This is a genomic window from Thermosporothrix sp. COM3 (assembly GCF_059696735.1).
Window position 1 is genome coordinate 2,960,356 of the sequence record NZ_AP019376.1, and the last position, 24,516, is coordinate 2,984,871.

Sequence of the window (24,516 nt, forward strand, 5' to 3'; positions counted from 1 at the left end):
TCTCTGGCAGCTTCACCGGATACATCGGCGAGGCTGCCTTTTTTCTCGAACGTGGAAACAAGCCTTTCTCTCTGAGAAGCTGGCCGGTTGCCAGGCGTGAGAAAAGAGTGTATGCTTGTAATGTAGATGTCCCGCTTCTTTCCTCTTTCTACTGAGTTTCTCCGTTCTGTTGTCTTTTTGTGATCGGGAGACATATGCAAGTATTGTGTTCAACGGGAGCCTTTACCCGTACATCTGATCCGCTCAGTCATGAAGCTATTGTGCGCTATGGCCCCACATTGGATGCAGACGGGCTGGAAGTGATTTTCTATCCGCGCTGGTATCAGGATATACAGCGCGTCGCTCGTTTCCTGCGGTCCAGTGCGCTGGTATTTCCGGTGCTTCACGCTGAAAAAAGTATCGGTGACTGTTTTGGAAGCAGTGATACAAGCGAGCGCGAGATGGGAGTGCAGCGCTTTGAGCAGAATTGCCTCTTCGCGCAGTTGCTTGGTGTGCGTACAGTGGTACTCCATTTATGGGAAATGCCGTTTTCCGATAGACAGTTAGAGCTGAATTTGTGGCTCCTTCCGCGTTGTCTCGATCTTGCTGAGCAGTATGGGCTTGCGCTGGCTATCGAGACGATTCCCTGCACCTATGCGGACCCACTGACCAATGTCAAGCGCGTGGTTGACCACGATCCTCGCGCTGCTGTGGCTCTGGATACGGAGTTTCTGGCGTGGCATCATCAGCTTGATGCTGTTTTTAGCGCCTCATGGCTCTGGCGGACAAAGTTGGTATGCCATGTGCATCTGAAAGATTATGCCAGTCATCTGAGTGCAAAGGAGGTGCGGCAGTATCTCCATCCGGGGGAGGGACAGATTGATTTTCGGCGCTTTATGCAGCAATTGCGCGAGGCCGGCTTCGATGGCGCTTTGAGCCTGGAAGCACGCGCCATCGATCAGCGGAACGAGGTTGAAGTTGCGCGGCTTCAGCGCAGTCTCCACTATATAAGGAACTTACTGAGGGATTAATGACCTCTGCCTGGATGCTTTTCTTTCTTCTCCTCCTATCGATTGACGAGGGCAGGATTGTTGCATGAATATATGCCTCAATCCTCTTTGACTCATGTTATTCCAAATAATATTTATGCCTTTTTTAATGTTTTTATTTACTATTTTGCATTTAAAACAAGCTATATTGACTTTTGTAATATTTGTATTTATACTACTAATGCTAGCAAAAAATATTTTTAAGCATGGATGCATCCAGGACTCTATTTTGTGCTTTTTACACAGAAAACAGGGAGGTTATTTTTATGTTTCAAAAGCACACCCGCCCGCTCCTGGTGGCTTTGTTGGTTGCTTTTCTGGCACTTACGTTGACCTTTTCCTCTGTGCCGGGGGCCCATGCGGCATCGCTTCGTCCTCACCTGCCAGCTTGTTACAATGCGAGTACCTGTGGATAACACCGATCCGAATAGCGTCCAGGGGCTCGATGGTGCTGCTTGCGGCAGTAATGCCTATACAGTGACAGAGGCGTATGGTGGTGGAAAGACGATTTCGCTGCGATTTAGCCGGAACTGTAAAACAAATTGGGCTCGCTTCACAAATAGCCTCTATATCCTGGGATGGAGTCTGTGGGTTGAGCGAAGAAATGCGAATGGCTCTGTGACTCGCTCAAATACGTATAGTGGTTGGGGGACAACAGATGGTTCCTGGAGTGACCAGCTCTATACCGATACACTTGCAGCGAGAGCCTGTGTCTCCTTAGCTGATGGAGATTGGTGCACTGACTGGGTCTAGGACCTCTCTCCTGCTCGGGAGAATTTTTCCGTGTGACAAGAGAGAAATGCTCTGGAACGACAAGAGGGTGAGAAGAATCATTCTTCTCACTCTCTCCTTTGAATAAGAAAAAGGGCATAATATTCTCCTAAGATGTTATCTGCAAGAGACATATCTGCTACAATAAGGGAAAATACATTTGCTTGAAAGGAGATATGCTATTGAACGGGAATCTTTTTCAGCCTCCCCCTGCTCAAGGATTCAATCCTCCGATGGCTTCCTTCTCGGTCGCGGCTCCCTCCACTTCCAACCAGTTTCCTATTACGCTGACGAATGTCTCCCGGAAGTATGGGAAGAAATGGGCGCTCAAGGATGTCTCACTGACGATTGAGCCGGGGGTCTTCGGGTTGCTCGGTCGTAATGGAGCAGGCAAAACGACCCTGCTCAACATGCTGGCAACTCTGCTAGAACCCACCTCTGGTACCATCACGATTGGTCCATATGAGAGCCGTCGTCAGCGCTGGCAGATTCGCTCGCTGCTTGGCTTTCTGCCCCAGGAACAGGGCTTCTATCCGCAACTGACGGTGCGCGAGACGCTTCGTTACATGGCAGAGCTGCAAGGACTGACCCGGATCTCGACGCATGTTGACGAGGCGCTTGAAGCGGTCAATCTGCGGGATCGCGCCCGTTCGCGTGTGGGGTCGCTCAGTGGAGGCATGCGCCGCCGTCTCGGGCTGGCTGTGGCTCTCCTGGGCAAGCCACCGGTCATCATTGTGGATGAGCCAACGACGGGCCTTGATCCGGTGGAGCAGCAGCGCTTTCGGATGCTGCTTGGCACGCTTGGCGCACAGGGCGGACAGACCATTCTGCTCTCAACGCATATTGTGGGCGATGTGGCAACGGTTGCGGGACGGCTGGCGGTGCTGGAAAAGGGACAGCTTCTCTTTCAGGGCTCGGTGAGTGAGCTGGCACAACTGGCCCGAGGAAAGTGCTGGCTCTGGCGTACCACACTGGAACAGGTGAATGCGCTGCGGCAGAGCGGTCAGCTTCTGGTGGCTTCGCTCACGCCGATTACCGATGGGAGTGCCGCACCGAATGAAGTGATTGCTCGTGTGGAGGGTCCGCGCCCTTCGCCCTTTGCGATACCCGCTGAACCCACCCTTGAGGATGGCTACTTCTTATTGATAGGAGCGACGACGTTGTATGAAGAACAGCATGTCTCTGAAGGCTGAGCGCGCACATCTCGTGCGTGGTCCGCTGCTTCATGCCAGAAATCTTCTCTCTGTCTGTCGGTATGAGATTCGGCTACAATTGAGTTCTGTGGCAAGCTGGCTCTGCGCCCTGATCATCTGCCTCTATATGGGCGTGATAAACTGGAATATGAGCCATAACCCTGATGTGGAATACTATCAAGAAACGGTCCGGCAGGGAACAGGCGCCCTCGGTATCCTGTTGTTTCTGCTTCCGTTTCTCTGCTTGCTGCTATTTCGGCGTGATCGACAACGCAAGATTACCGCACTGCTCTGGACGCGTCCGCTCTCAACAACAAGCTATGTGGTAGGTAAGTGGCTGGCAATCTCCCTGTTGTCCTGCCTGATTGGCTGGTTGGCGCTGCTTGTTGGCTGGATGATGTTTTGCGTGGTCCTGAAAACGGTTGTCTCGCTTGATCCCTGGTTGCTGCTGGCCGCAATCTATGCTGTCCGTATTCCCCTGGTTGTCGGCGTTGCGCTTTTTGGTATCTGCCTTGCGCCCTTCCCGCTGCTTGGCGTTGTGCTTACCTCTGCTCTGGTCATCTATCACTTTCTCTTCTCTGTGCATTCGATGCTCGACCCGCTGAACCTGACCGCTACCACGCTTTATTATTCGGGAAGCATCGGCACAGGGCCAGATGGGGCACTGCTCTGGGCACAAACTGGCGTGATGGCCGGGTTGGCGCTGGCGGCGCTGGCGTTAGCGGTGCTGTGCTTCCCCTTGCGTGAGCCACAGGCAATGGCGCGGCTCGGTGATCGTCTGATGCCGTTGGTGCTCCTGGTGCTGTGTGTGGCGCTCCTGGTGCCAGGCTTGCTGAATGTACAGCAAACGAGTGCCTCATATCGAAGTTTGGGGAAGAATCCTGTTGAGCCGGTTGCCGCGCGTGTATCTCAGTTTCATGTCTCGGCAACGATTGACCCGAAGGCCGGGACCATCGATGGCACCAGCACGTTTACGGTGACGCCAGAACGGGGCGGCCTGACCTCGTTTCCATTCGCTTTGAATCGAGGTTTGACGATTCAACAGCTCACACAGGGATCAGCTTCACTCCCATTTCACTCATCTGCCGGCTGGACGCAGGTTGAGCTTGCCCATACGCCTGCTGCCAAAGGAGAGCCGATTACCCTGACTGTGCACTATCGTGGTTCGCTGGTCTTTGGACGCAATGTATATGGGATGACAGGAGGCGGCAAGCAGGCGGATTCTGTGAACCCTCTTCCCTTTATGAGCTATATCGGGCAGGGGCTTGCGTTTCTGGAAGGCGCTGGCTCAAACTGGTATCCGCTGCTCTGGACGCAAGAAGCCGTACAGCAGGCATTCCGGTTGCCACTTGATACGCTGCATGTTCGCTTTCCGGCCTCCTATCAGGTGTTGAGCTCCCTGGGGACAGTGCGGCGCTCGGCGGATGGACAGTGGCTTGAAGTGGTGCAGCAGACACGCATGCGTTTTCCCGATGCTGCCATTGCGGCCCTGGCTGACGCTCAGCAACGCTCGTTTGATCAGGCGACGCTCTTCTATCGTGCTTCCTTTATGCAGATGCAGTCGGAGCAGATCTATAAGGCGTATGTGCGGCAACTGATCGCGCTCGATCGCTGGTTAGCGCCCGACAAGCAGAAAGAGCAGCATTGGGATGTCGTTGTTGTGCCTTTCCTGGAAACTCCATTGATCGGTCAGGGATTGGCCTTCGTTCCAGAGTCAAGAATGCTTTTTGTGCCTGGCCCGCTGACCGCTTCTTTTGTCTATCGAAAAGCAGGGGACTCTATTGCTGTAAAGTGGTGGTGGAATAGAATAATGCCAGAAATGCAGTATATGGCAACAAGAGGCGATGAAAGTATTCAGAATCCAGAACCTACTTTTATGCTTACAGGGAATTCGAGAATAAATACTATGCTTTCGGGATATAGTGCGACGGTGATAACCGACCAAGTGCTTGGCAATGGCTACCTGCAAAAAGCAATGGATGTCTGCCAGCGCTTTCATGAAAATACCCTGCCGGGTGCTGGCCAGTTTAAAGATCCTGCCCTCACAAACAAGCTCCAGAAGGAGATGAAGGATCTGGGAATAGAGATGTGTGATTCGAGTGCCCTCTATCTCTATCATGTACAGCAGGAGATCGGGCATGAGAAGCTGACTCGGTTTCTTCAGCACTATGCGCAGCAGCCAGGGGAGAAAAAAACGCTCGATTTCCTCCAGCAGCTTGGACAGTACATCGGGCGGGATATTACGCGTGAAGCTGGTCCCTACATTTGTTCGGGGAGATCAGCAAGTAAGGAGAGTACGGACCCGCTGCAATGCGTGCGTAACGAATAGGAGTGCTTGCAATGCTTCATACACCTGTCTCACCGCTGATGCCCGGGCGCCTCTTCAGAGCGAAGACGCTATTGTATGAATTGCGCTGGTCTGTAGGATGGAGCTGGCTGGTCCCCTTGCTCCTGATCGTGGGCTCGTTGGCGCTTGCTCGCCTGACCTATGTCCCTCTCTATATGCAACGGCAAGCTGATGGTCCGCCATTAACTGCCGAGCAAATAGCCGCGCTTCAGGAAAAAGACCCCGGCCCTGATTATGTGGTGGCACTCCGCAACGACCTTGAGCGGTTTCTTCCACCCCTATCGCTCTTTCTCACGCTTGGTCTGTTGGCTCGTGAATGGCAACAGGGAACACTGGCGCAGTTGGTGCTCCGGCGTCCTTCGCTGGTCGTGCTGTTCGGGCGCCTCTGTATTGTTCTGCTCTATCTGGTGATCTTGATGTTGCTTGCCTCCTGGGGAGCCTATTTGCTGCTGCGCAAGCCGCCGGCGGATGTCACCGTGCTGACGAGCATGTGGGAGATGCTGAGAACAGTGTTCCCCTCGATGCTCCTGCTGATTGCGATCGGGCTCTGTACCGTCCATCTGACCGTGAGCAGTATTGCCGGATACCTGCTTCCTGTGGCCCTCTGGCTTATCAACCTGCTTGCCTGCCAGTTCATGACGAGTGGGGGACAGAAGCATGATGTGGTGCTCTACCTACTGTTCGGCTGGTACTATCATGATCAGGCGCTCAATCCTGATAACTGGTGGATTGGCAAGTTGATTTTGCTGGTGGTGGCGCTGGTGCTGCTCGGGTTGCAGCTTCCCCTTGTGCGACAGGAGGCCCGCTTTATTCGCAATATCGGTGATTGACACGAAGCCGTGGGTGCTCCTGTTCGCTATGAGCAACAGGAGGACTTGTATACCGGAGAGAGAGGATAGACCAGCCGAGAAGCTGGCCCTATCTTCTCGATCAGCTTTTGTTCCGCTTGTAAAACGCCAGGAGATTGACCCCACAAACAACGAGCATGATGCCCGCGAGCAGTGATGCCACGATAGACCACGATATATGAAGATATGCCTCACTGAGCACAAAGAGGAGAAACACGACCAAAGGGACGGCGCTGTAGGTCCAGAGAAAGGTGTTCTCTTTTGTGTTTGCCTCTCCATAACGGACTTGCAAAAACAGGCCAGCAAGAAAGAAAATCAGAAATCCAAAGCCTATATAATATGGGACCTGTTGCGCTTGTATCATCCATTTTTCTCCTTTGCTGCTACGAGGGGGTCGGGGACGTATCCGGATGTTCGTTGTTCTATCTGAGCCGGAACTGCCTTGTGTCTGGATAGCCGTGTCCAATGGCGGTACTGAAAATGTGCGTGCCCGAAAAAAAGACCATTTCAGAATGAATGAACTGGAATATGTCTCTTTTTCATCTAAAAAGTGCTTGCTGTACGCTGCTCTTGTATACGCATACGGGTGGAATGACGTATCAGTTTCACATGCTCGTCTGCTGGAGATGATCGCTTTTTGAGAGAAGAATACAGGTGAAGCCGGGGTGAAATGCAGCATTCTCGTTTGTTGTGCAGAAAATCTCAGGGGCCGGGAAAGTGGTCAGTTATGTGGAGGCAGGCTATGAGCCATGCAAAAAATACACGCTTCATAGCCCTGCTGTATGACAGATTGGCGCTTAAAGGACCTTCTTCAACGCCTCATCATAGGCTTTTGCCTGCGTCGGCGTGAACGTTTTGGAGACGCGCAGTATGACCGATCCGTGGATGTATTCATACTCAGCGAACAGTGCGCTCCCCGATTGAGAGAGAGCCTGCAAGTACTGGAAGCGCTTCTGTGCAGTCTGCTCATTCTCAAATACCTCAATAGAGCCGCCTTCATCGATGCTGATTTCAGCGCCGCTGTTCGTGGTCGCTTCAAGTGAGGTATCTTTGAAGTTCACCTTGCTGGTATACTGGCCCGGCCTGCCGAGAAGCTTGTTCGGGTCGTTTTCCTCGGTATAGGTGAAGCTTTCTCCGATCTTGAGACCCTGTGCTTTCAACGCCTTCAGGATCTCGTCGGCGGTCTTCGGTTTGGCTGGTGTCGGCGAGGGCGTTGGGGTTGGTGCTGCGGTGGTGGGCTGTGCTGTCGGTGAAGATTGGGCTGGGGATGAAGTCTCTCCACAGGCGGCGAGAAGACAACACAGGAGCAGTGCAAATAAGAGGATAGTGACCTTTTTGATTTTCATGGGCAATCTGCCTTTTCTAGATGGAAAGATTGAAATACCTCAGCAGTATAACGGAAGAAGCGACAAAGCACAAGGGCTTTTGGCTGCAAGCCCTAAAAAATCCTTGTTTTTGTATATATCTGCGTTTTCGCTTCTCATACATGTTGTCTTTTGCGCTCAGGACATTGTTGCAAAGGAGCTAGCAATCAGCTTGCGTGTAGAGAAGGAAGCTTGCAGCTCGGGAAGCTCCTCCTGTACCAGGGAACAACGGCGACAGGATGCGCGCAGAAAAGAAAGACCCCTCCCGGCTCTGTTCAGGAGGGGATTTTGCTCCGGAATGCGCTCTATTTTTTTGCTTGCGGTTTGGTGGCAGGTCGGGGTTTTCGTGGAGTCCAGGGAAGATGTACGAGATAGGCAAACACTGGTATCAGCATCCACGAGAAGGGCAGATAGTAGGCCCCATCAGGAAAGAACAGGAAGAGCAGGGAAGCGACAAAAACGACTGGCGGAACCAATGCGCTGCGGAGGCGATGATCCATGTGCCGCAAGATGGTCGGATCTTCAGGCGCCAGGTTGCGATGGAACCGCGTATAGAACAAGATGAATACAGAGGCGATACCACAAAAGGCCAGATTGAGTGTATAGAAGACAGTCAGGATAGGAACGCCATAATACGTGCCGAAGAAATTGGTTGAGACGGGGATGAGCGCGATAATGAAAAGCAGGATGAGATGCGCCTTTGTTAGTCTATCATTGATGTGCTCGACGTTTGCCATCAGGCGCCGATGCGCCATCCAGTAGTTCGCGATCACAAGGAAGCTCACAATATAGCTGAGGAATTGGGGGAAGAGCTCAAAGAACTTCTCGGTGATCAGGGCATGGTTGCGCGGGTCAAGCCCTTCCGGAAGCCGGATATCAATCACCAGCAGCGTAATCGCGATGGCAAAAATGCCGTCACTGAGCGCAACCAGGCGATCCTTGCTATACCACTTCTCGGGGTCGGCCATCTGTTGTTTCTCTAACTTCATGTACTATTCCAGAGAATACGAATTAGCGGTTGTTCTGTTCGTGTGAGAGCACGCGGTAAAGGGGCCACATGCCTTTCTGTTCAAACAGCATCTGTTCCATCGCATTATAACATAGGCTGAGTATGAGTTCAGGCAAAAAGAGGGTGAATATGCAGATGTACGAGCTCATATGCCGTTTTTGGCTGTTCACGATCCATTCGCGTCCTGCGCGATCGATGATCAGGACTGTGGAGTCCTATTTTGTGCTGGATGGATGCCGGGATGTACTGGCGGTGCCGAGCGCTGGAATGGCCTGCCTCCTCTGTTGACGTGTAGCTCGAACAAGAAAAGGAGAAAAATACTGGAAAAAAGAGAAACGTTGACAGAAAGAAAGAGATCATGCTATGCTTGCCCTGTAGCTGAAAGAGCAGAAAAAAGGAAGCGATGCTACTCAAACTCTATAGATGAGCTATTCGGTTACGGGACCAGCTTTTGTTGTGATTCGTGCAGGAATCAGGTTGGGGAGGATTCGTCAGGATGCGTGTACCAGATCCTATCTCTTTCACCGATGGGCAGCGACACTATATCACTTTAAATGCGCTGGCTCATCTACTTCAGATACGCCACAGGACGCTTCGGAGATTGCTTTTCTCGTTTCACATGGTGCCACATAGATTCCCGAAACTCTCGTCGCTGTATCTTCGCGAAGAGGATGCGAGGCGGCTGTGTGACTACTTCGCGCAACTACGCAGGCATGGAGAGCAACGCGACTGCGTCACGATGGATGAGATCGAATATATTTCTGTACAGGCTGCGGCGCGCCTGTTAGGGATATCACCTGTTCTCCTGAGATGCTATCAGAAACGCTATGGCTTTGAGACAACAACATTCCCTCTATGCAGGGGAGTCTTTCTGCGTCTGGCGGACATTGAAGGATTGCAGAGGCGTACGTCCATTCTGCCTGAGAATTCAGAGGAGTTTCTGCCGATCTCAAAAGCGGCAGCCCTGCTCGATACAAGTGGGAAGAAAGTGTATGCCTATCTCCAGCGGGCGGGTGCGCCATTGTATATGCGCTCCTCCGGCTCGACGCTGTACATGAGAAAGTGTGATCTGGAAACGATCAAGGAGTTGCACGAGCGTGAAGAACGGGCCACTCGTCCCGCGCTTGTTTGTGATGAGACAGGGCAGAAGTATATTGCAATCACGTTTCTGGCAACGCTCTTCGAGCGCTCTGTGCAACGGATCAGAGTAAGAATCGCTGCCACGCCGATGACTATCTATAGTATTGATGGATCGCGATATATCGCCTATGAAGATGCGCTTCGAGTCGATATTCAGGGGGTGTTGCCAGCGGCTCCTTTGCGATGGGGGAGCGCGCAGTTGATCCAGCGTGCGGAGCTTGCCGTGCGGCTTCCGGGGCGAAGGATCTGTCTTGAGGGGTGTGACTATCTCTCGATTGAGGCCTGTGCATGGTCGCTCGGTGTTACAGCGTCGTGGGTGCTTGCCAGCGCGTTCCGCTCCTCTCTCCAGTTCTATCGGTTTCCGAGGCAGGGGAAAGCCTCTTTTCTCCGTCTGGCTGATTTGCTCACGCTGGCCCAACAAAAGCCGGTTGCCTTCTGGCTGGATGAGCATGGTGAGGAATGGGTTTCGGTTTCGGCGGCTGTCTCGCTGCTTGATTGTCCGCGTTTTCTGCTTGAGCGATATATGCAAGCGTATAGTGTCGTGCCTGTTCCCTTGCAGAAGGTGCCCGGCTTATTTATCACCAGAGCTGACCTGTCTCTGTTGCGAGGCGTGATTGAGAAGGCCGAGTAGGCTCGAGTAGCAAGAGGAGCCAGCGGACGGGTACTTCTGTGAAACGGCTCTGTCTGTTTGCGAGATGCTCTATTGATCGGGGTGGATATCTTCCTTTATATATAGAGTCCGAGGAGCGACACAGAGGGAGCTTGTCTGCCCGGGCACCTTTTCCGGTAAAGCGGTTGCTATCACTCAGGGAAGGGAAGCGCTTTTGTTTGCCCTTTCACGGGAGAAGGCGGCTGGTGAGCCAAAAAGAGCAGGATAGAAGAAGCGTTTTCTCGCCTCCTCGGGTAGACTGTCAAATAGAGATGCAGTGGAACTATGGATTGATCGAAAAGAGGAAAAAGGATAGAAACCCATGTTTGAAGATATTATTGCAACGGTGGTATTTGTACGTGATCTGGCAGGAAGTACAGCATTTTATCGTGATACACTCGAACTTCTGCTTCTGGAGGAAGATGCTACATCTTCGACCTTCCGTCTCAATGCGGGCTGCCTGATCTTGCTCTCGGCGGAGGGCGCTGCTGATCTGCTCAATACCGATGCTTCGGCGTTAAGGCTTGATGGCGCTCCTCGTGGTCTGCTGGCTGCCAGTGTAAAGAATGTGGATGCAGCCTATGAGGAATTGACCGCAAAAGGGGTTTCGTTCTTCCGCCCTCCAACCGATCAGCCGTGGGGACTGCGAACAGCACACTTTGCCGATCCAGAAGGCAATCTCTGGGAGATCAATCAGCCCATAGCAGCAAACAAATAGCGATCCGGACCGCGTGAGGCAAAAAGTCTGTGCAAACGCGGTCCGCGCTGTTGTTAGCGGCTCCATCCCAGGGCACGGAACCACTGAAGGCACTGTGGGCCCCAGTTCTCCTGAAGGCCAAAGCCGTGATCGCCGAGGTTATCGCGAACGTAGGTGTATGACACGCCTGCGCGTTGCAGGCTCGCGGCATAGCGATCTGAGTGCGCGACGAGGATATAGCCGTCCTCGGTCGAATGGACAAGGAAGGCCGGTGATGTCTGTGCCGTGACATGGTTCTCGCTGCTGAAGAGGTCCATTTGTTTCGCATCGGGCGTCCTTCCCAGAAGCGTTTCAAAGATCTCGGGATTCATGGTGGTGCTGATTACCGGATAGATCAGGGCGTGAGCGTTCAGGTGAGAGGACTGGCGCTCGATCGGGTCTGCGGCCTTCGGTTGCCCGGGCTCGGGGTGCGTCGCGACCATGCTGGTCAGGTGGCCTCCCGCCGAAAAGCCGAGCATCCCTATTCGTTCGGGATCAAGTCCCCAGGAAAGGGCGTGATGGCGCACGAAGCGAACGGCTCGCTGAGCGTCTTGCAGGGGAATCGGATGGTGATAGGCGGGGGCATGTCGATAGCGCAAGACGAAGGTTGTCAGACCATGTTGAGCTAACCATTGCGCGACGGGAGCGCCTTCATGATCGGCAAGCATTCTATAGCCTCCGCCGGGACAGACGATCACCACGGCACCGGTTGCTCGCTCCGGCGATGGCAGAAACGCCTGAAGAGTTGGCATATCCTGTGCTGGTATTTCAGAAGAAGGGGACGCCCAGAGCGGAAAAAGAGCGTTCTGTGTCAGGGATATCTGCATTGGTTAAACCCGCTTTCTTTGTCGGATATGTTGTCGAAAGATCATCTTAAAAGCCTGGTTTGAAAACTCTATCGCGTACGAACCCGCTTGTAAAGAGGGAACAGGAGAAAACCCGCTCGCGCCTGTAAGCTTCTTGAAGCGAGACTCGTTGTTCCAGAGAAGCGGGTCACTTGCTTGCTTTCACCGGGGCGCCTCGCTTTCTCCTGTTCTTTGAGAGTGTTGTATTCGCTTGCCTGCACGCATATGCAGGGAGCTGGCAGGCTATGGTTTCCCGCTCGGAGTCTGCTGCATGGCTCTTTGCATGCTACAGAAGTGAAGCATCATATACCGCGCTTCAAACGGGCTCTTCACTGGCAAGAGCCGGACGCATTCCCTGTTGAAGCTCATCAATAGTGCGCGCTTTGAGTCGGGCTGCTCCATGCGTGGAGCGCGGCCTGACACGGGTTCCCTTGCGTTCCGCTTCTTCAAGGCGCTGCTGTGCCCCGGCGATCTCACCGCGATACTGAGGGAGCCATTGTGCCTGAGCAACAAGCAACTCATCGGTCATCTGCCAGACCTCTTCAGGGTTGCAGACGGCGGCAACCAGCGGATCGTGAAGCATGGCCTGCTTGAGCAACGTCACGTCACCGTGGACAGCGGCCTCCATACCCATTTCTTGCACGCGAATGCTGGCGGAGCAGGTCGCGGCACAGGCCAGCGGGAGCCGCCCCACAACGGGCATATTGATCCCGGTGCCGTCAACATAGCCGGGAATCTCGATAACACAGCCATCAGGCAGGTTCGAGATGTGCCCCTGATTGATCACGTTGAAGTGTCCTCGGTACACGCGACCCGTTTCCAGGGCCTCAATAATGTAGGAGCCGTGTTCTGAGCTGCGATGGTCCGGGGTGAACTCCATTGGCGGAGCCTGAAGCCAGCGCGGGAAATCAGTTTCAAACCAGTTGCGTTGCTCGCTGCAATGCCGCAAATAGCCGCCCGTCTCGCCATGAATCCAGTCGGAGAGATCGATCCATTGCGGAATCTCGGCGGGGCGTTTGCGGTACCAGGGGAGATACTCGCTCAGGTGTCCGTTCGACTCGGTGCTGTAGTAGCCAAAGCGCCGCAAGACATCGATACGCACCTTCTCAGTTTGCGGGTATGTGGGATGTCCTTCAAAGAGTTCAAGCATACGAGGGATCATATCGATGCCGCGCCACTCTGCCTTGAGGAACCATGTCTGATGATTGATGCCAGCCGCGATGACCGCTACATCCTGACTCTTCACCTGTTCATGTTCCGCAAGCAGGCCTTCTTTCTTCGCCCAGTGTTCGATGCAACTGGCGATCTGGGCATGTGCATGCTGAACGCCGTGACAGAGACCGATCGTCCGAACGCCGCCATACTGGTTACAGGCCCAGGTGTTCATTGCCATTGGATTCGCATAATTGAGAAGGAGTGCATGCGAACTGGCGACCTCCCGAATATCGCGACAGATATCGAGCAAAACGGGGATAGTCCGTTGCGCATACATCAGCCCGCCCGCACAAATGGTATCGCCGACACACTGATCAATACCATACTTCAGGGGGATATCGATATCTGTCTGAAAAGCGTCGAGCCCTCCCTGACGAATCACACAGAGGATATAGTCTGCCCCTTCCAGAGCGCGTCGACGGTCGGTGGTCGCCTCAATCGTGGCGGGCACCTGATTGGCCTCGATATCGCGCTTACAGAGCTGCGTCACCATATCCAGATTGCGCTGTGAGATATCGGTGAACGCGAAGGTCGTGTTTGCCAGTTCGGGGACGGTCAGGATGTCACCGAGAAGCTTCCGGGTAAAACCGATCGAGCCAGCGCCGATAACTGCGATTTTCATGCGAGTACTTCCTCCTCTTCAAGAACGCTCTTGCTCTCGTTTCAGCCTTTCTCTCTCAGTATAGTCAGCAGTGCACTGTTTGCACAATGGTCTCTTTTTGCGCTGGATGGTCTATTTGTGATGGCTGAGAACGTCGGGTTGATGGTAAAAGAGAAGCTTGTATGGTATAGTTTTGAACAGCGGACATCTGCCAGTCAAGGAGCGGGTTGATGGATCAACTGTTGCAGCGCTTGCGCCGGCTTCAGGCATCGCAGGAGGGCGCTTTGTATACCCCGCGCTATGGGGCGGAGGTGTATGGCGTGGCGCTGGAGAAGCGCACGGCGAGCGATTGTTATAATTGGGATGGCAGGAAGCGCGGCGGCGATGCTGCTCACCCATTTGTGGTGTTTCAGTACACGCTGGCCGGACAGGGCTGCTATGCGGAAGGACAGACCGTCACCCGAATCCTCCCACAGACTGTTTTTCTGGCGGTTGTTCCCTCGGACAGCCGGTATTATCTGCCTCCTGACTCGCCCGAATGGGTCTTTTGCTGGCTGATTATTCGTCATCCCTATGTTGTGCAGCGCCTGATGCAGCGCATCGCGAGCGTTGGCCCCATCATGCAACTGGATCCTTCGAGTATGGTGCTTGCGCGGGTTGTTCAGTTGCTTGAGGGGATCTACGATGGCACCTTTCATGACGTCTTCGCGGAAGAGCTGGCTCTGTTTCATTTCCTGATCGAGTATGAGCGGCTGGCCCATTCGCTGAGCTATGCGCCCGATGTGCGGGAGCAGCTCTTGCAGAATGTCCGTTCGTACGTTTTGCAAACGCTCTGGAAGCCAATCGAGGTGGAACAGCTTGCGCGAAGATATGGCATGAGTCGCAGTCATTTCAGCCACTATTTCAAGCGGAACACCGGGCTATCGCCAGCTCAGTTTGTGATGCAGGTGCGCCTGGAAGAGGCCACGCAACGGCTCTTGCAGAGTGATCTCACGCTGGAAGTGATCGCCCGCGAGACGGGATTTGCCAACGCCAATCATTTCTGTAAGGTCTTTCGGCGCCATATGTATCTCAGCCCCGGAGAGTTCCGACGACAGATGCGCCCGTTTTCGCGTCCCGGGAGTCGCCCATAAGCGACGAGACTGCCCCTTTCTGTCTCCTCCTGTTTACGTATTTGTTTATATCCTCCATTTCCCTGTTTACGCAATATTTACACCTTCCTTTTTATACTTGCTAGAGATGAATCATCTGTTGAAGCGGCTGACGCTGTACGGTCAGCACGGAGGATCTATGGCAAAGACGCAACAAGACAAAACGATGCAACGTCAGATGATGACGGTTGTGCTCTCAAGCACCCTGGGAACCGCGATTGAGTGGTATGATTTTTTCCTCTATGGAACAATGGCCACCCTTGTCTTTCCGAAGCTCTTCTTCCCGGAATCGGATCCACTGGTAGGAACCCTGCTGGCGCTGGTCACGTTCCTTGTCGGCTTTGTGGCGCGACCCTTTGGCGGAGCGGTGTTCGGGCATCTGGGTGATCGAATCGGGCGAAAATCGACGCTGGTAGCAACCCTCCTGCTGATGGGGATCTCGACGCTGGTCATCGGGTTTTTGCCGGGCTATGATGCGATCGGGATAGTTGCTCCGCTGTTGTTAACGCTCTTTCGGCTCGGGCAGGGGCTTGGTGTTGGCGGCGAGTGGGGCGGCGCCGTCCTGCTGGCGCTTGAATATGGGCATAAGGAGCGGCGCGGCTTCTGGGCGAGCTGGCCTCAGATGGGGGCACCGATCGGGCTGGTCGTCTCAACGTTTGTGGTGAACATTGTGAGCGCGATGACAGGGCCACAATTCCTGATCTGGGGCTGGCGCATTCCCTTCCTGGTCAGTGCCCTTTTAGTGCTGGTTGGTCTCTATATTCGCTTCAAAGTGATGGAGACGCCGCTGTTTGAGCAGGTGAAGGAGCAGAAGCGCGAGGCAAAGGCGCCCTTGCTGGATGTCTTTCGCTATAGCACGCCCGAAGTATTGCTGAGTGCGGGTGCTCGCTTTGTTGAGCAGGCGCCATTCTACCTCTTCAGCGTCTTCGTCATCACCTATGGAACCGCCACTCTGAAAGTGGACAATAGCGTTGTCTTGAACGGGATCACGCTTGGGGCGGTGCTGGAGCTCTTCACTATACCCCTTTTCGGCTATCTCTCTGATCGCTACGGGCGTCGTCTCTGGTATCTGCTTGGTTGTGTGCTGATGGCACTCTTTGCCTTTCCCTACTTTTTGCTGATGAATAGCAGGAACTCATTCCTCATTATACTGGCCATCGTGCTCTCGTTGTTTATCTTCCATTCGTGGGTGTATGGCCCGCAGGCAGCGCTGATCGCGGAGCGTTTCGGCACCCGCTCGCGCTATAGCGGCGCATCGTTGGGCTATCAGTTGGCGGCACCCTTTGCCGGTGGTCTGGCTCCTATCATCGCGCTGCTGCTGCTGAACGGGAAAACAAGTCTTGGAGCGCTCGGACTTAATCATGTGACTATTGCGATCGGGGCCGGCTCGTGGCAGGCCGTGGCGATCTATATGGTTGTGCTCAGTCTGATCTCGTTCGCCTCGACATGGGGTCTCAAGGAGCTGAGCAAGGCCGATATCTCCGATACGCAAGCCTATACAATAGAGGAAGCGCCAGTCTCGCGTTTAGAGCCACACGAGGCCTGAGCCGGAAGCGGGGACGCCATAACAGAGCGTCCCCCATACTACGCCTGCCGGAGCAGCAACGCCGACAGAAACGAGATAATGGACATGATAACAATAAAGAGTGCGATAGAGGTGAAAAAGGTGGAATCGGTAGACTGCGAACCGGCGATCAGCGAGGTTGCCAGAATCGGGGTCGGGCCGCCGGCGGTTAACGAGGCCAGTTGATAGCCCAGAGTGGCGCCACTGTAGCGAAGGCGTGTCTCGAAGCAGGAGACGATCAGGGCGGCCTGGGGTCCATAGAGCCAGGCAATGCAGAGGCCCAGCGAGAGCACGAATGCAGTGACGATCAGCCAGGGGTTGAGGCTTTGCAGCAGGAGAAAATACGGAAACGCGAAGACGGCCATCAGCAGCGAGCCGAGCGCGTACCAGCGCCTGCGCCCGACGTGGTCCGAGAGCAGCGCGAAGAGCGGAATTGTAATCAGGGCGACCAGGGAGGCGATGGCAAGAAAGAAATAGATCTGTTCGGGTGAGAGCGATGATGTTTGCCCGAGATAGGTAAAGGTAAAGGTGGTGAAGATGTAGAACGGCGCGTTTTCGCCTGAGCGCAGCAGGGTGCAGAGGAGAATGGGCCGCCAGTAGCGCCGAACGACCTCCAGCAGCGGTGATGAGGCAATCTGCTTGCTGGCCAGGAGCTGGACGAAGGGCGGCGTCTCCGGGATGCGCAGGCGGATGTAGAGCCCGATGGTCAGCAGGATAGTGCTGAGCAGAAAGGGCACGCGCCACCCGATCGCCGTAAATGCCTCGTCGGGGTAGAGATGCCGAAAAACGATGGCGGAGATGGTCGAGAGCAACAGCCCGATCGGAACGCCAACCTGTGCCCAGCTTCCCCAGAACGCGCGGTGTTTCTCGTCGCCGTGTTCCAGCGAGAGGAGAACCGACCCGCTCCACTCGCCTCCCAGGCCAATTCCCTGCAAAAAGCGGAGCAATCCCAGACCGATGGGAGCCAGCAGACCGATGCGCTGATAATCAGGCAGTACGCCGATCAGCATTGAGGAGAAGCCAATCAGCAGGAGCGTCATAACCAGAGTTGACTTGCGCCCGATCCGATCGCCGAAGATGCTGAAGAAGGCGCCTCCGATCGGGCGGGCGACGAAGCCCACAAAGTTTGTGGTAAAGGCGGCAATGATTGCTGAATAGGGGTCCAGCGTCGGGAAGAAGAGACGCGGAAAGATAGTTGCTGAGAAAAAGGCATACAGGAAGAAGTCATACCATACAAGGGCGGTGCCAAGTGAGCAGGCGCAGATCACAGGGAACATATGACGCTGCGATTGTATGGTACGGAGAAAAGCGGGGATATTCCAGAATATCATTGACCCTCCTTTTTGCGGAGAACTGGCAATAAATAAGGTACAATAGATGCTATTATAAACGATATTCTAAAAGCATGCAGATAGCACGATTCGCTTGAGAATGAGGATAGCATGTTGCACATTCTGGAACGACGCATTAATCTCCAACTCCTGATTTTCTACAGCCTGTTTGTTCTTCCGTTGCTCCTGGGCGGCATTGAGATTTATTTCTTCCTGCGCGATACCCTGGAAAAAGACGCGCTCCAAACGGATCGCATGCTTGCACGACTGGTCGCGCTTGAGGTCGAGGCAACCGACGCGAAGACGAGACGCTCACCACAGGCCATGACGGATCGCCTGCTTGTACTGCGCCGTCGGCTGGCAGAGGATGGTGATATCTCGATCTGGCTGCTTGATAAAGGAGGACGACCGATTGCGTCTGTGGATGGGCAAGCCGCCCCGCATCCGGATACATATAGTTCTGCTCCGGTTGCGGGAACATCCTGGATGGTCTTTGTACAGCGCCCGACGGCTTCGGCGCACACGGTGATCATCAGCTTTCAGAATAGCCTCTTCATCGCGCTTGTCATGCTTATTGTGGGCGCAAGCTGTTTCTGGTTCGTGGCGTATGGGTGGGTGATCGGACCACTGACGCGGCTGGCAAAAGCCGTCTCGCTGATTCGACCGGACCAGACAACCCGCGTAACCGATGGGCCATTGCTGGAAAAGGAGCGGGGGCGTGTTGATGAGATCGGGCAGTTGATCAGCGCTCTTTCCACGATGGAGGATGAGATTCATACGCTGTTCCGACAGAGTGATCAGGAGAGTCAGGCGCGACTCCATACGCTGGAAGCGATCATGAGCAGCCTTGAGGACAGCGTTTTGCTGGAAGACCCGGACGGACAGATTGTCTACGCGAATCGGAGTTTTTACCGGCTGGTAGGCTTGCCCGCTGGAAGTACGACGACGGGGCTCACCGAGCGGTTGTATGCCATGCTGGAAGATCCTCGAAGCTACACGGAAGCCTTGCAACGGGCCGAAGAGCGTAGCGGCCCACAGCGGTTCGATTTCCGGGTGCGCGGTTTCTATAATCGGGTTGGGCAGTTCGTGCAGAGGAGCCGCCAGCTACGGATGCGCCTGTTCTATGTGTATGATCTCGCCGGGCAGCTCATCGGGCGGGGCAAGATTCTGCACGATGTGACACAGCAGAACGACGCCGAACAGATCAAGCGAAACCTGCTCGCGATTATCTCGCATGAGCTGCGCACGCCTCTGACCACGATGAAAGGCTATGCGACCAGTCTGCTGGAAACTGATGTTGAGATGGATGAGGCGCTCAAGCTTGAGTTCCTGCAAGGCATCGTAACCGAGGGCGATCATATGGCAGAGATTATCACGAGTCTGCTGGACATGTCGCAGCTTGAGGCCGGGACACTCAAGCTCTCGCCCTCTTTCGGCTCGCTGGAAGCGCTGCTTGACGAGGTGCTCGACAATCCGCGCTATCAGCGGGTTGAGCTTCAGCTTGAGCCGGGGTTTCCGTGGCTTTATGTCGATCAGAAGCGCATCGAGGTCGTGCTGCATAACCTGCTGGAAAACGCGCTTCGTTATGCAGGCGAGCAGGCGCGCGTTGAGATCAGGGCCCACGCTCAGGCAGAGGAGCAGGACGGTAGACCGGCGGGCCTCTATCTCAGCGTGATCGATGATGGGCACGGTATTCCGCTGGAGCAAAGGGAGCGAATCTTTGAGAGCTTTTATCAGATTGATAGCGGACATCGGCGCAGCAGCAAAGGGGTCGGGCTCGGTCTGGCGCTCTGTCGCGGGATTGTGGAGGCGCATGGAGGCGCGATCTGGGCGGCGGATCGTGCGGATGGAAAGCCCGGAGCAACCTTTCATATCTATTTCCCGCCGCGTCTGTTGCGACCGCGCCCGGTCAACGTTGAGGACTGAAGGAGGTTCTCTGTGCTACACGACAAACATATTCTCGTTGTTGACGATGAGCCCGGCATCCTGGATTTCATCAAGAAGAATCTGGAAATGCGCTCGTTTCAGGTCTCGCTTGCCAGTAACGGGCTGGAAGCGCTTGACCTCTTTATGCGCAACACCTTTGCCTTGATCGTGCTGGATGTCATGATGCCGGTGATGGATGGCCTGGAGGTCTGTCGGCGCATCAGGCAGAGTAGCACCGTGCCTATTATCGTCTTGACGGCCCTCGGTGAGGAGTCGGATAAGATCACGGCGCTGGATCTGGGCGCCGATGACTATTTAACCAAGCCATTTGGCGTCGGGGAGCTGCTGGCACGGATTCGAGCCGTTTTGCGTCGAAACCACTGGGCCGACACGCCGCCCTCGGTCAAGAGGCTCCGCTTAAAAGAGATCGAGATTGATTTCGAGCAACAGCGCGTCTGGCGTAACGGGACGCTGGTCAAGCTCTCGCCGACGGAGTTCGGGCTGCTGCAAACGCTGGCGCTGAACCCGGGCAAGCTCTTTACCCATGAGGCGCTGCTGCGGCGAGTCTGGGGGCCGGAGTATCGTAAAGAGCATGAATATCTTCGGGTGTACATCGGTCGCTTGCGACGCAAACTGGAAGCCGACCCCTCGCACCCGCGCTATTTCGTCACTGAACCGGGAGTTGGATACTATCTTGCCTGTCAGGATGAAGAAAGGAGAAGAGCAGAATGAAGAGTCTGGAAGGAAAGGTAGCGCTGGTGACTGGCGCTGCTTCCGGGATTGGTTTAGCGGTCGCCCGTGATCTCGCGCAACAGGGCGTGCGAGTGACGCTCTGTGATCTGGATGCGGAGGCGGGCCAGCGCGAGGCAGATGCATTGCCAAACGCTCGCTTCTGTCGCGCCAATCTTGCACGTAAAGAAGAGCTTGACCGGCTCGTTCAGGAGGCGCTGGAAGCCGAGGGACAGATAGATATTCTGGTGAATAACGCGGGCATTCAGCACGTTGCGCCGATTACCGAGTTTCCTGAGGAGAAATGGCGCTCTATCATCGAGGTGATGCTGACTGCCCCTTTTTTGCTGACTCAGGCGGTGCTTCCTTCAATGTATGAGCGGAAATGGGGCCGAATTATAAACATTGGTTCGGTGCATTCGTTGCGGGCATCGGCGTTCAAGTCCGCGTATGTTGCCGCGAAGCACGGGCTGCTCGGGCTTACGCGTGTGACAGCGCTGGAAGCCGCCCCATATGGCGTGACCTGTAACCTGATCTGCCCTTCTTATGTACGTACGCCGCTGGTGGAAAAGCAGATCAAGAGTCAGGCGGCGGTTCACCATATTCCGGAAGCGGAAGTTGTTGAGAAAGTGATGGTTGCGGAGGGAGCAATCAAACGGCTGTTAGAGCCGGAAGAGGTGGCGCAGCTTGTGACCTATCTCTGTTCGGATGCGGCCTCGGCTATTACCGGGAGCTCCCAGGTGATTGACTGCGGCTGGACTGCCCATTGAGCGAGCTGCCGGGAAGGTGGCGACCAGAAGGGAGGGAGGACAAGAACGTGTACTATGCTCGTTTTCGTTCTCCCTCTTCCCTTTGGGAGATGATAGTACTGGAAAGGGAAAATGCTTACAAAGTATGAAAGATGTATGGCCTCCTTGAGAGGATAGAATATGCTCCATTCAAGACGGGAATATTGAGAGGCAGCACGGGGATAGATAATCAGCAAAGGCGTATGCAATGCAAAAATTTGTCGCATGGATTGTGAAATATTGCTACCCCCGCGCGTGGCGCGAACAATACGAGCGGGAATTGCTGACGGCGTTGAGAATGCAGCCCGTGAGCCTGCGGACACTCATCAACCTCTTTGGGGGCTGTCTGATGGCGCATCTCAATCCGCAGTATGCATCCAGGCATCTGTTATTGAAGAACAGATTGGCTCCAATAGCCCTGTTTCTGATATCGTTTTCCTGGGCGCTCACCTTCTTCTTTATCTGGGAAACATCGCAGACAACGTTCATTTTCATGCCGCTGGCCTCCTCACCGTGGCATTGGCTCGACGTCTTTGCGAGGCTGCTCATTGTATTGGTACCTCTTTTCCTTGCCGCTCGCTTCATTCTGGACAGGATGCAGAGTGTGGCAAAGACCGGAGAGAAGGCCCCAAAGAGACAGTTACTGGTTCCTGCGCTTCTTGCGTGCTTGTTGCTTGGCCTTGCCCTGTTTTTCCCCTATCCGGCGCTGATTGCTCTCTCTTCTCCAATATCGCAGTATGGTGAGGCGGGGAAGACGGAACATCGCGCTTCTGATTGTTGGTTTGCAAGTGGTGCTTCCTATCAGTCTCTTTGGTTTTCGCCTGCTGACCACTCCTGCAAGCTACTGGGATTGGTGAGACCCTATCGCGGTTGGTATGGGGGCGCTCGTAGGCTTTCTCCCATTTATGAGTGTGGGAACATTGCTGTTCCTGCTGGCGCTTCAGAAAAAGATACGTCGGGCTCCATTTCGTTTGCTGCTTTCCCTGTTCTCCGTTGTGACGGCGCTTATGGCAGTGCTTCTGTTGCTCTTCGCCGCCCGCGATATCGTCTACTGGACGCATGATCACTCTCTTATTCTGCAATCGGGGCAGATCAGTATTGGTACCCACTATCTCTATGGTTTCTGGTCGTTTTTCTCGCAGCCAGATCAGTGGTTGCAGGTCACATTGTTGCATGCCTTTCCGATGAGTCTGGGTGTGCTTGGTATGGCGGTAGCGGTTCTCCGGGGCTGGTCCATGCTCAGGGCAGAGCGTGAGCCGGTACAGGAGCATGCTATGCAAGAGATGGTGATGCGGCAAAGTTAGCAGCCGCTTCCACCTGAACACGACAGGAATGAAGTCCCGAGGAGGCCTGAAGGTCCCTCGGGCTTTGTGCTGCTTTACCGTACCTTTTTGTTGCGATAGAAGTACATGGTGAGCGGTGCGAACAGGATGATCAACACAGCACAGGCCAGCAAGACCCGGGCAATCTGATCAACGGTAGAGGTGCCATGCATCAGGCCACGCGTCGCTGTCACCAGATGGCTGATCGGGTTCAGGTTAACGGCCACCTGCAACCAGACCGGCATGGTTTTTGGGTCCACAAAGATATTGCTCCCGAATGTGAAGATGAACATGATCATAGAACTGATACCCATGACCGAGTTCGGGGTGGGAAGGATCAGGCCGAGTGCTGTCCAGATCCAGCTCAAGCTGAATGAGAATGTGAGGATCAGGAGGACCGCCAGCAAGACCCCCGGCACACCGCCATCTGGCCGAAATCCCATTATCAGCCCCAGAATGATGACCATCAGCGCCGCGATAGAGTAGCGCACAGCATCGCCTAGCAGCGCCCCGACGATTGTGGCCGGCCCCCAGATGGGCATAGAACGGAAGCGATCAAAGATGCCCTTCGATATATCTGTATTGAGGGTAAAGCCCGTGTACATAGTGATCATGGTGACCGTCTGGACCAGAATGCCCGGCAGGAAGAGATGAAGATACTCACCTGTCGAGCCTGCTAAGGCCCCACCAAACATGTAGGTGAAGATGAGCGTCAGCATTGCGGGAAAGGCCGTGACATCGAAAAGCTGCATGGGCACGTGCTTGATCTTGAGCAACGCACGCCAGCCAAACAGAAGCGAGGCGGTCAACGCGCTGGCACGGCGGGGGCGAGCGCTGCTTGCGAGCGCTGCATGCAACTTCTGGTTATCGATGCGAGCCAGTGGGCTTGTTTGCGTGATGCTCATTGTGGTTCCTCCTCTGTTGGGGTGGCCTCATGCCCTGTCAGGGACAGGAAGACTTCATCAAGACTGGGCTGACCGAGCGAAAAGTCACTCAGCTCAATGCCCGCATGGAGCAGCGCTGTTAAGGCTTCTGTTGCCCTTTCAGGGGCCGAAACGCGCGCTGAGAGAGCGGTGGCGTCGGCTTCAAGATGTGGCGTGACATCGAGGACGCGGGTCAGCAGTTGCTCTGCTGCGGCTCGCTGCTCGGCTTTATGGAGCCGGATATGCAGTATCCCGGAGCCAACAGAGGCTTTCAGTTCTCCACTGGTTCCTTCGGCAATGATCTTGCCATGATCGATGACCGCAATGCGGTCTGCCAGGCGGTCGGCCTCTTCGAGGTACTGGGTGGTGAGGAGAATGGTTGTGCCCGCAGAGACAAGAGCGCTGACGATATCCCAGACCTGATTGCGGCTACGTGGATCAAGTCCGGTGGTCGGCTCGTCGAGAAAGAGCAGATCCGGGGTGACAACGAGGCTGGCGGCGATATCAAGCCGACGTCGCATCCCACCCGAGTATTTGCTGACCAGACGATCGGCTGCCTCATCCAGACCGAAGACTGAGAGCAGTTCCGCGGCTCGCGCTCTGGCATCCGTTCGTGAATATCCAAGCAAGCGGGAAATGAGGATAAGGTTTTCTCGCCCGGTCAGCTCTTCATCGACGGCGGCAAATTGTCCGGTGAGGCTGATGCGGTGGCGTACAGCTTCAACCTCCCGTCGCACATCATGCCCGAATATTTCAACGGTGCCGGAATCCGCGTGCAGCAGGGTCGCGAGAATGCGAATGGTTGTTGTTTTGCCCGCACCATTTGGCCCGAGGAGCGCGAAGACGGTTCCCCGCTCGACGTGTAGATCGACACCTTTTAAGACCTCTGTCTTCCCGTACGCCTTTCGTACGTCTCGTACTTCGATAGCGTGAGTCGTGTGTATCACAAGCATTCCTTCCTGATCTATTTCATTGAGAGCGCTTGTTGTATTATACGCGACCCAGGCGGAGAAAACTTCTTCGATTTTGCTCTATG

23 protein-coding genes are annotated in these 24,516 nt (G+C 54.6%); 15 read left to right on the forward strand and 8 right to left on the reverse strand.

The genetic code is table 11. From position 1 onward, the window contains the following. Positions 1-194 precede the first annotated feature (194 nt). From KTH_RS12800 to KTH_RS12825, 6 genes are all read left to right on the forward strand, one after another. Positions 195-1,010: a sugar phosphate isomerase/epimerase family protein gene (locus tag KTH_RS12800; RefSeq protein ID WP_497619067.1), complete on the forward strand. Its 816-nt coding sequence runs from the start codon at positions 195-197 to the stop codon at positions 1,008-1,010. A 284-nt stretch (positions 1,011-1,294) separates the two neighbouring features. Further along, positions 1,295-1,444, forward strand: a complete 150-nt coding sequence (locus KTH_RS12805; protein ID WP_497619069.1) for a hypothetical protein — start codon at positions 1,295-1,297, stop codon at positions 1,442-1,444. Beyond that, on the forward strand, positions 1,425-1,781 hold the full coding sequence (locus KTH_RS12810) for a DUF2690 domain-containing protein (RefSeq protein WP_497619071.1): 357 nt from the start codon (positions 1,425-1,427) through the stop codon (positions 1,779-1,781). The genes KTH_RS12805 and KTH_RS12810 overlap by 20 nt, the downstream gene beginning before the upstream one ends. Positions 1,782-2,032: 251 nt before the next feature. After that, positions 2,033-2,992 (forward strand): ATP-binding cassette domain-containing protein, encoded by a 960-nt coding sequence (locus tag KTH_RS12815; protein WP_497619073.1) that lies wholly within the window; start codon positions 2,033-2,035, stop codon positions 2,990-2,992. Next, complete coding sequence (locus KTH_RS12820) at positions 2,976-5,321, forward strand: ABC transporter permease (RefSeq protein ID WP_497619075.1); 2,346 nt, start codon at positions 2,976-2,978, stop codon at positions 5,319-5,321. The genes KTH_RS12815 and KTH_RS12820 overlap by 17 nt, the downstream gene beginning before the upstream one ends. 11 nt (positions 5,322-5,332) lie before the next feature. Then, positions 5,333-6,169 (forward strand): ABC transporter permease, encoded by an 837-nt coding sequence (locus tag KTH_RS12825; protein ID WP_497619077.1) that lies wholly within the window; start codon positions 5,333-5,335, stop codon positions 6,167-6,169. 100 nt (positions 6,170-6,269) lie between these two features. On the opposite strand, the gene KTH_RS12830 is transcribed toward KTH_RS12825, so the two are convergent. From KTH_RS12830 to KTH_RS12840, 3 genes are all read right to left on the reverse strand, one after another. Further along, on the reverse strand, positions 6,270-6,551 hold the full coding sequence (locus KTH_RS12830; RefSeq protein ID WP_497619079.1) for a hypothetical protein: 282 nt from the start codon (positions 6,549-6,551) through the stop codon (positions 6,270-6,272). A gap of 433 nt (positions 6,552-6,984) precedes the next feature. Then, complete coding sequence (locus KTH_RS12835; RefSeq protein ID WP_497619081.1) at positions 6,985-7,533, reverse strand: hypothetical protein; 549 nt, start codon at positions 7,531-7,533, stop codon at positions 6,985-6,987. Positions 7,534-7,856: 323 nt separating this feature from the next. Continuing rightward, the gene (locus KTH_RS12840) at positions 7,857-8,540 is read right to left on the reverse strand and encodes a TMEM175 family protein (RefSeq protein ID WP_111325054.1); all 684 of its coding nucleotides are present in this window, start codon (positions 8,538-8,540) and stop codon (positions 7,857-7,859) included. A gap of 516 nt (positions 8,541-9,056) precedes the next feature. On the opposite strand from KTH_RS12840, the gene KTH_RS12845 reads away from it, so the two are divergent. Together KTH_RS12845 and KTH_RS12850 are read left to right on the forward strand one after the other, a co-directional pair. Then, positions 9,057-10,331 (forward strand): MerR family transcriptional regulator, encoded by a 1,275-nt coding sequence (locus KTH_RS12845; protein ID WP_497619084.1) that lies wholly within the window; start codon positions 9,057-9,059, stop codon positions 10,329-10,331. Between the two features lie 340 nt (positions 10,332-10,671). Then, positions 10,672-11,067: a VOC family protein gene (locus tag KTH_RS12850; protein ID WP_111325056.1), complete on the forward strand. Its 396-nt coding sequence runs from the start codon at positions 10,672-10,674 to the stop codon at positions 11,065-11,067. A gap of 53 nt (positions 11,068-11,120) precedes the next feature. On the opposite strand, the gene KTH_RS12855 is transcribed toward KTH_RS12850, so the two are convergent. Then, positions 11,121-11,912 (reverse strand): alpha/beta hydrolase, encoded by a 792-nt coding sequence (locus KTH_RS12855; RefSeq protein WP_497619087.1) that lies wholly within the window; start codon positions 11,910-11,912, stop codon positions 11,121-11,123. Positions 11,913-12,246: 334 nt separating this feature from the next. After that, positions 12,247-13,767 carry an alpha-glucosidase/alpha-galactosidase gene (locus KTH_RS12860; protein ID WP_497619090.1) on the reverse strand — a complete coding sequence of 507 codons (1,521 nt, stop codon included), beginning with the start codon at positions 13,765-13,767 and terminating at the stop codon, positions 12,247-12,249. 209 nt (positions 13,768-13,976) lie between these two features. Between KTH_RS12860 and KTH_RS12865 the strand changes: the two genes are divergently transcribed. Both KTH_RS12865 and KTH_RS12870 read left to right on the forward strand, forming a co-directional pair. Beyond that, positions 13,977-14,879, forward strand: coding sequence for an AraC family transcriptional regulator (locus tag KTH_RS12865; protein ID WP_497619092.1), 903 nt, complete (start codon positions 13,977-13,979; stop codon positions 14,877-14,879). A 157-nt stretch (positions 14,880-15,036) separates the two neighbouring features. Then, entirely contained in the window at positions 15,037-16,443 is a 1,407-nt protein-coding gene (locus KTH_RS12870; protein WP_497619094.1) for an MFS transporter, read from the forward strand. A 38-nt stretch (positions 16,444-16,481) separates the two neighbouring features. Here the strand turns inward: KTH_RS12870 and KTH_RS12875 are convergent, their stop codons facing one another. Continuing rightward, positions 16,482-17,792, reverse strand: a complete 1,311-nt coding sequence (locus KTH_RS12875; RefSeq protein WP_497619096.1) for an MFS transporter — start codon at positions 17,790-17,792, stop codon at positions 16,482-16,484. Between the two features lie 111 nt (positions 17,793-17,903). On the opposite strand from KTH_RS12875, the gene KTH_RS12880 reads away from it, so the two are divergent. The 5 genes from KTH_RS12880 to KTH_RS12900 all read left to right on the forward strand — a co-directional run bounded on the left by KTH_RS12880 (position 17,904) and on the right by KTH_RS12900 (position 22,539). Beyond that, positions 17,904-19,718 (forward strand): PAS domain-containing sensor histidine kinase, encoded by a 1,815-nt coding sequence (locus tag KTH_RS12880; RefSeq protein WP_497619099.1) that lies wholly within the window; start codon positions 17,904-17,906, stop codon positions 19,716-19,718. Between the two features lie 12 nt (positions 19,719-19,730). After that, positions 19,731-20,450 carry a response regulator transcription factor gene (locus KTH_RS12885; protein WP_111325063.1) on the forward strand — a complete coding sequence of 240 codons (720 nt, stop codon included), beginning with the start codon at positions 19,731-19,733 and terminating at the stop codon, positions 20,448-20,450. After that, positions 20,447-21,217, forward strand: a complete 771-nt coding sequence (locus tag KTH_RS12890; RefSeq protein ID WP_497619103.1) for a 3-hydroxybutyrate dehydrogenase — start codon at positions 20,447-20,449, stop codon at positions 21,215-21,217. Before KTH_RS12885 ends, KTH_RS12890 begins: the two co-directional genes overlap by 4 nt. 226 nt (positions 21,218-21,443) lie before the next feature. Next, on the forward strand, positions 21,444-22,298 hold the full coding sequence (locus KTH_RS12895) for a hypothetical protein (RefSeq protein ID WP_497619106.1): 855 nt from the start codon (positions 21,444-21,446) through the stop codon (positions 22,296-22,298). Next, a complete protein-coding gene (locus KTH_RS12900) occupies positions 22,243-22,539 on the forward strand; it encodes a hypothetical protein (protein ID WP_497619108.1) in 297 nt (98 codons plus the stop codon). Before KTH_RS12895 ends, KTH_RS12900 begins: the two co-directional genes overlap by 56 nt. A gap of 74 nt (positions 22,540-22,613) precedes the next feature. Here the strand turns inward: KTH_RS12900 and KTH_RS12905 are convergent, their stop codons facing one another. Both KTH_RS12905 and KTH_RS12910 read right to left on the reverse strand, forming a co-directional pair. Continuing rightward, positions 22,614-23,462 carry an ABC transporter permease gene (locus KTH_RS12905; protein ID WP_497619113.1) on the reverse strand — a complete coding sequence of 283 codons (849 nt, stop codon included), beginning with the start codon at positions 23,460-23,462 and terminating at the stop codon, positions 22,614-22,616. Beyond that, the gene (locus KTH_RS12910; protein WP_497619116.1) at positions 23,459-24,433 is read right to left on the reverse strand and encodes an ATP-binding cassette domain-containing protein; all 975 of its coding nucleotides are present in this window, start codon (positions 24,431-24,433) and stop codon (positions 23,459-23,461) included. Before KTH_RS12910 ends, KTH_RS12905 begins: the two co-directional genes overlap by 4 nt. Positions 24,434-24,516: the final 83 nt, after the last annotated feature.